This is a genomic window from Phenylobacterium sp., from assembly GCF_030680185.1.
Lineage (GTDB): Bacteria > Pseudomonadota > Alphaproteobacteria > Caulobacterales > Caulobacteraceae > Phenylobacterium.
Map to the genome: position 1 here is coordinate 1 of NZ_JAUXVZ010000031.1, position 12,710 is coordinate 12,710.

Annotated in this window: 13 protein-coding genes; 6 read left to right on the forward strand and 7 right to left on the reverse strand. The window is 65.7% G+C overall.

Annotated features, from left to right (window positions below; genetic code table 11):
- Nucleotides 1–890 (reverse strand): cbb3-type cytochrome c oxidase subunit I (locus Q8L83_RS06850; protein ID WP_305285581.1); only part of this gene is annotated, 890 nt, incomplete at its 3' end.
- A 127-nt stretch (nt 891–1,017) separates the two neighbouring features.
- Here Q8L83_RS06850 and Q8L83_RS06855 point away from each other — a divergent pair.
- The gene (locus tag Q8L83_RS06855) at nt 1,018–1,278 is read left to right on the forward strand and encodes a hypothetical protein (RefSeq protein ID WP_305285582.1); all 261 of its coding nucleotides are present in this window, start codon (nt 1,018–1,020) and stop codon (nt 1,276–1,278) included.
- Nucleotides 1,279–1,426: 148 nt separating this feature from the next.
- On the opposite strand, the gene Q8L83_RS06860 is transcribed toward Q8L83_RS06855, so the two are convergent.
- Together Q8L83_RS06860 and Q8L83_RS06865 are read right to left on the reverse strand one after the other, a co-directional pair.
- Entirely contained in the window at nt 1,427–1,978 is a 552-nt protein-coding gene (locus tag Q8L83_RS06860; RefSeq protein ID WP_305285583.1) for a GNAT family N-acetyltransferase, read from the reverse strand.
- 5 nt (nt 1,979–1,983) lie between these two features.
- On the reverse strand, nt 1,984–2,178 hold the full coding sequence (locus Q8L83_RS06865; protein WP_305285584.1) for a hypothetical protein: 195 nt from the start codon (nt 2,176–2,178) through the stop codon (nt 1,984–1,986).
- 452 nt (nt 2,179–2,630) lie between these two features.
- Between Q8L83_RS06865 and dusA the strand changes: the two genes are divergently transcribed.
- Both dusA and Q8L83_RS06875 read left to right on the forward strand, forming a co-directional pair.
- Nucleotides 2,631–3,635, forward strand: coding sequence for a tRNA dihydrouridine(20/20a) synthase DusA (dusA, locus tag Q8L83_RS06870; protein WP_305285585.1), 1,005 nt, complete (start codon nt 2,631–2,633; stop codon nt 3,633–3,635).
- A gap of 144 nt (nt 3,636–3,779) precedes the next feature.
- Complete coding sequence (locus tag Q8L83_RS06875) at nt 3,780–6,686, forward strand: TonB-dependent receptor domain-containing protein (protein WP_305285586.1); 2,907 nt, start codon at nt 3,780–3,782, stop codon at nt 6,684–6,686.
- 53 nt (nt 6,687–6,739) lie between these two features.
- On the opposite strand, the gene Q8L83_RS06880 is transcribed toward Q8L83_RS06875, so the two are convergent.
- The 3 genes from Q8L83_RS06880 to Q8L83_RS06890 all read right to left on the reverse strand — a co-directional run bounded on the left by Q8L83_RS06880 (nt 6,740) and on the right by Q8L83_RS06890 (nt 8,110).
- Entirely contained in the window at nt 6,740–7,273 is a 534-nt protein-coding gene (locus Q8L83_RS06880) for a GNAT family N-acetyltransferase (RefSeq protein WP_305285587.1), read from the reverse strand.
- On the reverse strand, nt 7,270–7,782 hold the full coding sequence (locus Q8L83_RS06885; RefSeq protein ID WP_305285588.1) for a TIGR02281 family clan AA aspartic protease: 513 nt from the start codon (nt 7,780–7,782) through the stop codon (nt 7,270–7,272). The genes Q8L83_RS06880 and Q8L83_RS06885 overlap by 4 nt, the downstream gene beginning before the upstream one ends.
- 121 nt (nt 7,783–7,903) lie before the next feature.
- Complete coding sequence (locus Q8L83_RS06890) at nt 7,904–8,110, reverse strand: DUF1289 domain-containing protein (protein WP_305285589.1); 207 nt, start codon at nt 8,108–8,110, stop codon at nt 7,904–7,906.
- A gap of 201 nt (nt 8,111–8,311) precedes the next feature.
- Here Q8L83_RS06890 and Q8L83_RS06895 point away from each other — a divergent pair, with 201 nt between their 5' ends.
- Both Q8L83_RS06895 and Q8L83_RS06900 read left to right on the forward strand, forming a co-directional pair.
- Complete coding sequence (locus Q8L83_RS06895; protein ID WP_305285590.1) at nt 8,312–8,677, forward strand: hypothetical protein; 366 nt, start codon at nt 8,312–8,314, stop codon at nt 8,675–8,677.
- A gap of 169 nt (nt 8,678–8,846) precedes the next feature.
- Nucleotides 8,847–10,358 carry a phospholipase D-like domain-containing protein gene (locus tag Q8L83_RS06900; protein ID WP_305285591.1) on the forward strand — a complete coding sequence of 504 codons (1,512 nt, stop codon included), beginning with the start codon at nt 8,847–8,849 and terminating at the stop codon, nt 10,356–10,358.
- Here the strand turns inward: Q8L83_RS06900 and Q8L83_RS06905 are convergent.
- Nucleotides 10,322–11,107, reverse strand: a complete 786-nt coding sequence (locus Q8L83_RS06905) for an endonuclease/exonuclease/phosphatase family protein (RefSeq protein WP_370868362.1) — start codon at nt 11,105–11,107, stop codon at nt 10,322–10,324. The two genes, Q8L83_RS06900 and Q8L83_RS06905, sit on opposite strands and share 37 nt — an antisense overlap.
- A 126-nt stretch (nt 11,108–11,233) precedes the next feature.
- Here Q8L83_RS06905 and Q8L83_RS06910 point away from each other — a divergent pair, with 126 nt between their 5' ends.
- Complete coding sequence (locus Q8L83_RS06910; RefSeq protein ID WP_305285592.1) at nt 11,234–12,436, forward strand: acyl-CoA dehydrogenase family protein; 1,203 nt, start codon at nt 11,234–11,236, stop codon at nt 12,434–12,436.
- Nucleotides 12,437–12,710 lie beyond the last annotated feature (274 nt).

Here is a 12,710-nt window from a genome sequence, read left to right on the forward strand (position 1 = left end):
GGCACGAAATAGTACATCATCCCCAGGAAGCCGGCGGTCAGGAAGAAGCCGACGGCGTTGTGGCCGTACCACCACTGGGTCAGGGCGTCCTGGACGCCGGCGAACAGGGAATAGCTGCGGTGATGCAGAGCCCCGACCGGCATGGCCAGGTTGTTGATCACATGCAGCAGGGCGATGGTGACGATGAAGGCCAGGTAGAACCAGTTGGCCACATAGATGTGCGGCTCTTTGCGCTTCCAGAGCGTGCCCAGGAAGACCAGCAGATAGGCGACCCAGACCACGGTCAGCCACAGGTCGATGTACCATTCAGGCTCGGCGTATTCCCGGCTCTGGGTGATGCCGGCGAGGTAGCCGGTGGCCGCCAGCACGATGAACAGCTGGTAGCCCCAGAACACGAACCAGGGCCAGGCTCCGCCGGCCAGCCGCGCCTTGGAGGTCCGCTGCACCACATAGAAGGAGGTGGCGATCAGGGCGTTGCCGCCGAAGGCGAAGATCACGCCCGAGGTGTGCAGAGGCCGCAGCCGCCCGAAGTTCAGCCAGCCGTGCTCGGGGAAATACAAGAGGTTGGGCCAGGTCAGCTGGGCGGCGATCACCACCCCCACCAGCAGGCCGACCACGGCCCAGAACATGGTGGCGATGACGCCCGCCCGGATCACCCCGTCGGAATAGTGGGCCTCTGAACTGCGCAGACGGCCCGAATTCAGGGCGACCGTCAGGACCCCGAAGGCCAGCACGAAGGCGCCGATCAGCAGATAGCCGTGGAAGCGGAACAGGCGATCGTCGGAGAAGGCCGTCGCAAATATCGCCCCCAGGGCGGCGAGCCCGGTGAAGGCGTAGAGCAGGAGCGCATCGAGCGGCGCCCGATCCTGCCCGGCGATTGATGTGTTCATGATCCCCAGCGACTCGGTGCGAATGACGTTCGCCACCTCTGCCGTCAGGCGCCTCGCACAGCCTTGATCCATCTCAAGGCCCGCAGGCCCAGGCCTGAGCAATCAAGGGCCAAAGAGGAGTCCGATCATGCGCGCTCACCCCCTGGCCGACCGGGAAAGCCGGCTCATCGCAGGCCTGACAGCCTGGATCGCCGCTGCGCTCAGCGCCGAATACGCCTGGCTGCACGCCCGTTCGACCGAGGCGCTCTACGGCGCCATCTGCGGCGAAGGGCCGCTGGCCCACTGCGCCGCCTGCTACGCCGCCCCCATGCTGGCCCTGGCCGGCGCGGGCCTGCTGGCGCCGGAGGGGCTGCGAGCGTTAAGGGCGGTGGCGGGCGGTAGGCGCTAGTCGCCAGTTAGCGGCTTTTCTAGTCCCCCAATTAGCATGCATCAGTAACAGTAGATGCGCACCGTGCAGCAGCTGGCCGCCGCGGGACCGTTAGAGCCTGAAGGTTAGAAGGAGCTGGCCCGCAAAACGAGGCCTCAGACGAAAAGTCTTAGATCGTCGCCGCCTTGTGCAGATCGATGAACATTATTGGCTCTGCACGGTTTCTGTTAGTCGGCGTGTCAACGACGGTGAAGCCGCACCGCTCGTAAAATTTGACCGACTCTTTCTTAGAATCGACTACGACAAACCTGCATCCAATCGCCGGGCAAATTTCCGTCCGCGCAATGCCTAATGCAAAATCCACCAGTATCCTGCCGAAGCCGCGCCGATTTTCGCCTCGATAGCGCTCGTCTACCAACAAGCGGGCAATTTTAACTGCTGGATAGTGCTCATACGGGAAGATTGGATCGCTTTCGCCGTTGAGCAATGCTTCCTTCGAGACGACCTCGCTGCACACGAGGGTCACGAAGGCAGCGACACGCATATTTTCTTCGTCACGGATGATGTAAGTGCGCGCAAGGTTTGCTTGCTCGTACTTATGAGCTCTCGTCTTCGCAAACTGTTTAAGAGGGGCGAAGGCTTCGCTTCCACTCTTTAATGACTTGAAATTATCCTCGGTAGACAAAGGGCGCAGCCGAAATTCGCCCGCGCCCTCAGCCACAGTTTTTATCGGGCCTTAGCCGGTGCCTTGAAGGTCAATTCGCGATTGCCCTGTCGAAAGTCACCGGCGAGCTTGACCCCCCGAGTGACGCTTTCTTTTGCGCTAGCCTTGGGCTTTCCGTAGGTGACCTGACGCTTAAATTTCTTTGCATCCTCGTCGGTCAGGGTGACGCTGCCAAACGTGCTCGAAATCACTGCCATCGTCGTCTCCTTTCCGTTCAGGGGCACGGTCGTCCATATGACGGTACCGTCAACTCACAACGAATGTAGGTGGATAGCGTTGCCAGCGTGTCAACACCGCTCATCTTGACGGGAGCCAAAAATCATGGCACGAGCAAACGCTCTTTGTGTTTGATCGCTTGCCCGCGCAGGGCTGATTGGGAAAAATAGCACCCGTTGCCGTTTTTCACCATCTAAACCTCCAAAGCCCTCTCCGCGCCTAGGGTGCTGATAACGTTATCAGTGCCGGATTCGGCCGTTTTGATTTGCCCTCACGGTCCTTCCACGGCCCGGGGTGGGACGGCTCTGATGAGTGAAGCTTATGCTTCTCACATGCTACGCCCAGCCGCTGCGGCCTGCGGTCGAACGATGGGCGCTTCCGATGTATAGGGCGCTCGACCTTGTCCCCTCACCCAACCTATCCCACCGAGCCCTTGATCCTAGCACCCCCCTTACACTCCCACCGCCTGTCCGTCGCACCTATGATGGACTGGACGGACCGGCATTGCCGGAGCCTGCATCGGGTGCTGTCGAAGCAGGCGCTGCTCTATACCGAGATGGTGACCACGGGCGCGGTGCTGCACGGGGATCGCGAGCGGCTGCTGGGCTATGACGCGGGCGAGCATCCGGTGGCCCTGCAGTTGGGCGGGTCTGATCCCACCGATCTGGCGGCGGCGGCCAGGATCGGCGCCGACCTCGGCTATGACGAGATCAATCTCAATGTCGGCTGTCCCTCCGACCGGGTGCAGAGCGGGCGGTTTGGCGCCTGCCTGATGCGCGAGCCTGTCCTGGTGGCCGAGTGCATGGCCGCCATCGGCGCGGCCGTGGATGTGCCGGCGACCGTCAAGTGCCGGATCGGGGTCGACGACCAGGACCCGGAGGAAAGTCTGTTCACCCTGGTGGACCTCTGCGCCCAGGCTGGCGTGCGCACCTTCGTGGTCCATGCCCGCAAGGCCTGGCTGAAGGGCCTCTCGCCCAAGGAAAACCGGGACGTACCGCCGCTGGACTATAACCTGGTCTATCGGTTGAAGCGCGAGCGGCCCGACCTGACCATCGTGCTGAACGGCGGCGTGCCGGACCTGGCCGCGGCCAAGGCTCATCTGGCGCAGGTGGACGGGGTGATGCTGGGCCGGGCAGCCTATCACACGCCGGAAATCCTGGGCGCGGCGGACGCCGAGGTGTTCGGCGAGGGTGAAGTGATCGATTCCGCCGCCGCTGTGGAGCTCTACCGCCCCTATCTCGCCGCCCGCCTGGCTGACGGGACGCCGCTCGCCGCCATGAGCCGCCACATGCTGGGCCTGTTCCACGGCCGCCCCGGCGCGCGGGCCTGGCGGCGCATCCTGACGGTGGAGGGGGTCAAGCCCGGCGCGGGCCTCGAGGTGGTGGACGCCGCCCTGGCCGCAGTCACCCAGGCCCGCGAGGCGCGCGACGCCGCCTGAGGCGGGACAAGCCGACAGACCTCTGGGCGCGCCGACCGCCGAATGCGACTTCTGATTGCGCTGACTCAATTCATAGATCATCGTTCCAAGATCAAAGATATTTGACCGCCCACCATAAAAACCAGGGCGGCTTGGGAGGAAGCTATGACACGTGCATCTCTGCGCGGCGGCTCAGCCTTGGCTGGTCTTCTCGTGCTCGGCCTTGGCGGCGCGGCCGCCGCTCAGGACTCCACCGTCGTCGAAGAAGTTGTCGTCACCGGCTCATTCATCCGCGGGACGCCCGAAGACGCGGCCCTGCCGGTCGATGTGGTCAGCAGCGAGGAACTGGCGCGGCGGGGCTCGCCGACGACGGTGGATCTGATCAAGTCGTTGCCCGTCAGCGGGCCTGTGCTGGGCGACTCCAACCAGTTCTCCACCACGGCCCAGGGCCAGGTCGGGGCCGGCACGGTCAACCTCCGAGGCATCGGTTCGCTGCGCACCCTGGTGCTGTTGAACGGCCGCCGCACCACCGCCTCCCCCGGGGCGGGCTCTGGCGGGGTGGACACGAACCTGCTGCCGGTGGCGGCCATCGGCAGGGTGGAGGTGCTGAAGGACGGGGCGGCGGCGACCTACGGCTCCGACGCCATCGGGGGCGTGGTCAATTTCATAACCCGCCGGAATTTCAGCGGACTTGAGGCCAGCGCCGACTATCGGTTCGTCGATGGCTCTGACGGCGACTACACCGCCAGCCTGGTCTATGGCTGGGTGGGAGAGCGGTCCAATATCCTGCTCAGCGCTGGATATCAGCATCGCTCTGAACTGCGGTCCACCGAACGGGATTGGGCGAACCAGGACTATCTGGTCAATCCGTCGGGCTATTCGGTTCTGGGACAGCCCGGCTCCTTCCTGCCGCGCAACGGCGCCACGCCGACCGCCGGCGTGCAGCGGGACGCCAACTGCACGCCGCTTGGTGGCTACGCCGGTTTCTCTGGCACGACGCCAGCCTGCTTTTTCACCTATGTGCCGTTCGACAACGTGATCGAGGACGAGAACCGCTATCAGATCTATGGCGAGTTCAATGTCGACCTGGCCGACAACCTGCGGTTCCATGCCGAGGCGCACTACGCCAAGACCGACATTCCCAACATCCTGTTCTCGCCGTCCTATCCGCCCACATCAGGGCCCAACGGTCCCGGCAGCGTGGGGGTGTTCACGGCGCCAGTCAGCAACCCTGGCGTCCTGACCGGGCTGCAGCAGGCGGGGCTGTCGCCGGCCCAGATCGCCGCGACCAACAACGTCTCCCTGACCCTGTGGCGCGCCCTGGGTTCTGGCGGCAATCCGGCCGAAGACTTCGGCGGCCAGGTGGGCAGTCGGGCCTATGAAATCTACCGCGTCTCGGGCGGCTTTTCCGGCGAGTTCGACTTCGGCGTCGGATGGGACACGGCGATCACCTACTCCCAGGCCACCAGCAACCAGAACACCACCGACATTCTGATCGACCGGCTTCAGAGAGCGCTGAACGGGCTGGGGGGCAATGGCTGCACGGGCTCGACCCCAGGCCAGAACGGCTGCCAGTACCTGAACCCCTTCTCCAACGGCTACGCCAGCAATCCGGCCCTCGGTCTGACCAATCCGGGCTATGTGTCGGCCAACGCCAACGACCCGGACCTGGTCGCCTGGCTGTTCGACACCCAGCAGACCGAAAACCGCCAGAGCCTGCTGGTTATCGACGCCGTCCTGAACGGCGACCTGGGGGATTTTGAGCTGCCCGGCGGGCGGATCGGCTGGGCGGTGGGCGCGCAGTACCGGCGCAACGAGCTGCAGACGACCCTGAACAGTCCGTTCCAGGACGCCCGGGTCACCCCCTGTCCCGTGGTCGGTGTGACCACCTGCGCCTTCGCCACCGGCCCCTATATCTTCCTCGGCCAGAGCCGGCCTTCGCAGCTGGATGACACGATCTACGCCGTCTTCGCCGAGGCCAGCCTGCCCATTACCGACGCGCTCAATGCGCAACTGGCGATCCGTTTCGAGGACTATGGCGGTGAGACCGGCTCGACTACCAACCCCAAGCTGGCCCTGAAGTGGCAGCTTACCGACAGCTTCGCCCTGCGCGGCTCGGTGGGGACCACATTCCGCGGCCCGACCCCGGTCAATCGTTCGGCCAATCAGGTGACCGGCCTGTCCGGGATCATCGCGGCAGGCAACAACTTCAAGTCCGTGGATCTGCCGGGCGACCCAGCCATCGGGCCTGAAAAGGCGCTGACCTACAATGTCGGCGCCATCTTCGAGCAGGGCGGCTTCCGCGCCATCGTCGACTACTGGAGCTTCAAGATCGAGGACCAGATCACCTCGGTGCCGGCCAATGTCGTGGCCACGGCGGTGGCCGGCGTGGGCAACGGCACGCAGCTGGTCAATTGCGCGAGCCCCCTGCGAGATCTCATCACCTTCAACAACAACAACGCCTGCGCTCAGGGCGTGACCGTGGGCAACGACATCGCCCGGGTTCTGTCGCCGACCACGAACGGGCCGGAGATCAATGTCTCGGGCGTCGACGTCCAGATGGACTTCACGGCCAACGATGTCTGGGGTGGCCGGGCGCGGGCCGGCGTCTCGGCCAGCTACTATCTGGAGTACAAGTTCGAGGCGTTTGAATTCAACGGCGTGCTGGTCAATGGGGCCTACGACGCCAAGGGATTCACCAACTATGACCGCCTGCCGGGCACCATCTCGGACTGGCGGGCCAACGCCTACGCCGAGTACGGCCGCGGCCCGCACAACCTCCGGGCTGACCTCACCTTCGTCGATGGGGCCGTGGATAATCGCGCGCCGATCAGCGTGCAGGACACGACCGGCGCGCTGCGGCCTGTGACCTTCGGGCAGAAGGTCGATGACTTCTACACCCTCGATCTGACCTACCAGACCGAGCTGCCGTGGGGCGTGGTGATGACGGCCTCGGCCTTCAACGTCTTCGATCGCGATCCGTCTGCGGCGCGGCTCGAGCTCAGCTATGACCCGTTCATCGGCAACCCCTACGGACGGACCTACAAGCTGGGCTTCCGGAAGCGGTTCTAGGGCGCCCGCGCCTTGCCGAGAGATCGGTCTCCGGAGCGCCGGCCCCGTGGCTCTTACCCGCGGGGCGGCGCGCCAATGAGGCTGAGGTTCTCGCAGGTCATGAACACCGCCGACGGGCCATAGCCGGCCACCTTGGCGGCGAGGTCCGGGGAGATGATGGCCGGCAGGCTCCAGCCTTGTCGGCGCCAGAAGGGCGCGGCGCCCTCCACGGCGATCAGCTCGGCGCGGCTCAGGCCAAGGTCTGACGCCGCGTCGCGCCCGGCGATCAACAGCCGGCGCGCCAGGCCCAGCCCGCGAGCCGCTTCGGCGACCGACAGGTCGTGGACGTACCAGCAGTCCTGCGGCGCGCTCGCCGGCAGAACCGCATCCACCGGCGGCGGGGACCCTGCGCGCCAGGGGTGGCTGACCAGATAGCCGCGGAGATAGTCGCCCTGGCGTGCGACAAGGTTGAGCCCTGGCGCCAGGGCCATGCGGCTCAGGAAGGCGTCGGCTGAATCGTGAAGGGCGGCGGGATAGCCCTGGGCCTGGAGGGCCAGGACGTCGTCCAGGTCCTGCGGCGTCATCGGGCGCAGGACCACGTCGGTCATGGACGCAGGATCAGCGAGGTCTGCGTGGCCTCGAAGCGGGACAGGCGGCCAAGATAGCTCATCCCCAGCAGGGAGCTGTCCAACCCCTTCTCGATCACCAGGGCTTCCACGTCGGTCACCCGGGCGCCGGCCACCGAGACGGCGTCCAGGCGGATGACGGCCGCCCGGGTCTCGCCCGAGGCGGTGATCACCTTCTGCCGGTAATCCAGATCGGCGGGGTCGAAGCCCAGGCGCTGGGCGTCGGCGGGCGTCAGAGCCACGGCGCTGGCGCCGGTGTCCACCAGGAAGCGCACGCTGGCGCCGTTGACCTCGCCTTGCGCCCAATAGTGGCCGTCGCTCGCCTTGGCGATAGCGGCGGTTTCGGCCGGTCGCAGAGACGGGGCGGGCGCGTCACGCAGGGTCGCCACCAGGGCCGAGGCGCCCCGGGCCGGATCCAGAGCCACCACCGTCTGGGCCGCGCCGACGGCCGAGACGGCCGCCACAAGCGTCAGCATGGCAAATTTGAACATTTCGAGTCCCGCCTCACCAAAGGCATAGCGGCCGTTTGCGGCCTTGTTGTGCGGGGAGACTAGGGGCCAGCAGGTTTGCATCCGGTGAATCAGCCGGACTGATCGCCCAGATTGGGGCGGCTCAGATGAGGCCGAGCTTTTCCGGGGCGATGCGGTCCCGGCGCGAGGGCAGCTCGGCCATGATCGCCTCGCGCTCATCGGACGACAGCCGCGCCCAGCCGGCCACCTCGGCCAGGGTCCGGTAGCAGCCAAGGCAGAGCGCGCTCTGGCCATCGATCACGCAGACCTTGATGCAGGGCGTCTTGATGGGAGCGGGAGGGGTGATCATGCCCCCGATTTAAAGGGTCGTGAAGGAGGCGGCCAGAGGCGATGGCATGCCCGATACGAAAACCGACGCTTCATGAACTTCAAGTAATGAACATGAATGAATCTATTGTAATCTCAATTCCGTCATTCTTTCCAAGAGTTCATTTGAGGTTTGTCTCCAAACATCTCAATTTATGATCATTGATTTCGAGGGAGAAACGCCATGAACTTCGCCGCCATTGTTCTTTCCGCCGCCGCGCTCGCCACCGCCGGTTCGGCCGCCGCTGTCGAGCTCAAGGATAACGAGTTCCTGGAGGCGACCCGCTGCCGGGCCCTGGCCAAGGCCGAGACGGCTGGCCTGGACACCGCCGCCATCGACAACATGCTTCGCGACCAGGCCTATGGCCGCACATCCCGGGTGCTGGAGCAGGCCAAGAGCGAGCGCAGCCGCGCCAACCGTCAGGCGCGCTCCAGCGATGAGAAGCTCCGGTTCGAAATCCGCCAGGAAGTCAGCGGCCCTTGCCAGGTGTGGCTGGGCGGCGAGCAGAGTGTGGAGGCCGCCCGGGCCGCCGCGCCGTCCGCCGACTGAACATTCTGGACTTCCAAGCTGTCGCCTGACCTTCGGGCGCGCCTCTCCCCACGAGGCGCGCCCGCTTTTTTGTTCGGCCGCCGGTGGGAACAAAGGCGTGAGCGGGCGCCTTCTTGCGCCAGTGAGCTTGGCCGTGTCAGTGAGCCTGACGGAAAATGAGCCGGAGGCGATGAGCATTCTGACCCCGGGAGAAACCTGCTGGCGGCGCGAGCATGCGGGGCGAGCGGCCTTCCTCGTCGACACCGAGGCCTACTTCAACGCGCTCGCCGAGATCCTGCCGAAGGCGCAGCGGTCCATCTATCTGCTCGGCTGGGGGTTTGATCCCCGCACGCGGCTGTCGCCCGACGGGTTCGATGGCCCCAATGATCCTGATGAGGTGGGCCGGGTCTTGGTGGAGCTGGCCAGGCGGCGACCGGACCTCGATATCCGCCTGCTAATCTGGAAATCGGCCCTGCCGATCAGCGCCAGCCAGAACTTCTTCCCGCACCGGGCCAAGCGCTGGTTTCACGACACGACCGTTCAGTTGCGCCTCGACGAGTCGGTGCCCCTGGGCGCCTGCCATCATCAGAAGGTCCTGGTGGTCGATGACGCCGTGGCCATCTGCGGCGGCGGCGACATCTGCGTGGACCGCTGGGACACCGCCGGCCATCTCGATGGCGACCAGCGCCGCATCATGCCCGACCAGGAATGTCACGCCCCCCGCCACGAGGTGATGATGATGGTCGACGGCGCGGCGGCCGAGGCGATGGGCGACCTGTTCCGCATGCGCTGGCGCCGTTCGGCCGACGAGGTGGTGCCCAAGGCCGCGCCGACCACCAGTGATCCCTGGCCCCAGCGCGTGCCGGCCCACATGCTGGACCTGGACGTCGGCATCGCTCGGACGGTGCCCGCCTGGAAGGGCGAGGCGATGACCGACGAGATCCGGCGGCTGACCCTGGCCTCGATCGCCCAGGCCAAGGACGTGATCTATCTGGAGAACCAGTACTTTACCTCGCCCATCTATGCCGAGGCCCTGGCCGCGCGGCTGCTGGAGCCGGATGGGCCAGAAGTGGTGCTGATCTCCACGGCCCGCAGCCCCAGCTGGTTCGACCAGCTGACCATGGATCGGGCCCGGTCCAACATGCTGTGGCGGCTGAACGCGGCTGATATCTTCGGTCGCTTCCACGCCTATTGGCCTGTGACCCCCTCAGGGCAGGAGATCATCGTCCATTCGAAGGTCACGGTGGTGGACGACCGTCTGGCCCGCGTCGGCTCGGCCAATCTGAACAACCGCTCGGGCGGTTTCGACACCGAGTGCGAACTGGCCGTAGAGGCCGATGGCGACCTGAACCGGCGCAGCATAGCGGCCCTTCGCAATCGGCTAATCGGGCATTTCATGGGCTATACCGGCGACGCCGTGGCCAAGGCTCGGGAGGAGCACGGCAGTCTGGGCGGCGCCATCACCGCCCTGAACCGCGAAGGCCGCCTGCGCAAGCTCAAGTCCCAGGAGATGGGCGCGCTGGGCGATCTGATCGCGGCCTTTCACATCGGCGATCCGGCCGATGTCGAAGACTCCTGGCGCATCTTCCGCAGGCGAGACCGCCTCTATGAGGCCTCGCGACGCCTCAGCCGGCTGGTCGCCGAGGGCCGGCCCGGGGCGGCGGCTCAGATCAGCTCGAAGTCCATCACCAGGGGCAGGTGATCTGAGGCGACCCGGGTGATGCGGTCGTAAGGCGCAAAGACGTCCAGCACCCGCACATGCTCGCTGACGAACAGGTGATCGATCCGCAGGACCGGCATGACGGAGGGGAAGCCCGCCGAGGGCGAGTGTTTCGCCGCGTGTTTCCGCGCCGGCCGCAGGGCGCCGCTGAGGGTCCGGTAGACTGACGAGGCCGACGTCACATTGAAATCGCCGAGCAGGATGGTCGGCCCCTGCCGGTCAGGATGGCCCAGCCAGCCAGGGCCTACGAGGGCCGCGGCCTGGTTCTGCTGCTCCCGAGGAACCAGTCCGAGGTGGGTGTTGAACACCTGCACCTCGCGTCCGTCGAGATTCACCGCGACCCACAGGGCGCCGCGGGGCTCCAGCTGCGAAACCCGCGCATGGCCGGGCAGGGCGGCGGACTTGATCTTCCGCTCGGGATGCCGCGTCAGGATGGCGTCGCCATAGAGCTCCTCCTCGACCTTCATCGCCGGGTGGAAGTGGAAGGCCATCTCCAGGCGCCGGGCGATCTCGTGGGCCTGATCGACGCCATTGGTGCGCATGCGCCCGACGTCCAGCTCCTGCAGCGCCACGATGTCGGGCTCAAGCGCGGCTATGACATCGGCGATCCGGCCGACGTCGAGGCGACGGTCGGTCCCGACGCAGCGGTGGACATTGTAGGTGAGGATGCGGGCCATTCGGGCGGTGTTCTGCGCGCCCTTGGCGGTCCAGGCAAGATGCCGGCGCGCCAAGTCAGCGACCGAAATCCTCTTACGTTGACGTTAGCGTCATCTTTTCTCTTGGGGCCGGGCGGCCTATTGTCCGCGCCTGAGCGGGCTCGACGTCCCGCACGCCCAGGAGCAGCCACGGAGCGCCCCATGAACCTCGATTTTTCCCCCGAAGACGCCGCCTTCCGCGAAGAGGTCCGCGCCTTCATCGCTGAGAATTATCCCAAGGACCTGCGCGCCAAGCAGGACAGCGGCGAGCCGCTGGGCAAGGACGACTATCTGGCCTGGCACAAGGTGCTGGCCAAGAAGGGCTGGGTCGCGCCCTCGTGGCCCAAGGAGTTCGGCGGCACCGACTGGACCCCGACCCAGAAGTACATCTGGTCCGAAGAACAGGCCCGCGCCGACACCATCGCGGTGCTGCCGTTCGGCGTCAGCATGCTGGCCCCGGTGATCTACACCTTCGGCACCGAAGAGCAGAAGAAGCAGTTCCTGCCCGGCATCTACAATGGCGAAGTCTGGTGGTGCCAGGGCTATTCCGAGCCCGGCGCCGGCTCCGATCTCGCCTCCCTGAAGACCCGCGCCGAGCGGGTGAAGGGCGACGACGGCAAGGAGTACTACATCGTCAACGGCCAGAAGACCTGGACCACCCTTGGCCAGTTCGCCGACTGGGGCTTCTTCCTGGTGAAGACTGACCCGGACGTGAAGCCGCAGGCCGGCATCAGCTTCCTGCTGATCGACATGAAGAGCCCCGGCATCGAGGTTCGCCCGATCATCACCCTCGAGGGTGGCCACGAGGTCAACGACGTCTTCCTCGACAATGTGAAGGTGCCGGTGGAGAACCGCATCTTCCACGAAAACCAGGGCTGGACCTGCGCCAAGGCCCTGCTGGCTCACGAACGTTCGGGCATCGCCGGCGTGGCCCGCTCGAAGCGCGGCTTGGAGCGCCTGCGGGAAATGGCCGGGACCGAGCAGAGCGATCTGGGCGGCCCGCTGCTCTCGGACACCTTCTTCAAGCGCAAGCTGGCCGAGCTGGAAATCGACCTCACGGCGCTGGAGTTCACCGAACTTCGCACCCTGGCCGGCGAGTCCAGCGGCAAGGGACCGGGTCCGGAATCCTCGATCCTCAAGATCAAGGGTACCGAGATCCAGCAGCGCCTGCAGGAACTGGCGCTGGAGGCCGCCGGCCACTACGGCGCGCCCTTCCTCCGCGACCTCGGCCACAACGCCAACATCGGCCCCGACTATGCTCAGGGCGTGGCGGGCGAATACTTCAACGGCCGCAAGACCTCGATCTACGGCGGCTCCAACGAGATCCAGCGCAACATCATCGCCAAGATGGTCCTGGGTCTCTGAAGCGCAACCGGCGCAGCTCCTTCGAGGCTCGCTTCGCTCGCACCTCAGGATGAGGTGGAGCAGGCGGGTCAGGCCGCCCTCATCCTGAGGCGCCCCGAAGGGGCCTCGAAGGACGAGGGCGGTTATTCCCCACCGGCCGCAGCGCCCCAACCCCTCCCCGCAAGGGGGAGGGGCTCTGATAAGGAGATTTCTCCATGGACTTCAGCTTCACAGACGAACAGTCGATGCTGCGCGACACGGTCGCGAGCTATCTGGCTGACAACTACGCCTTCGA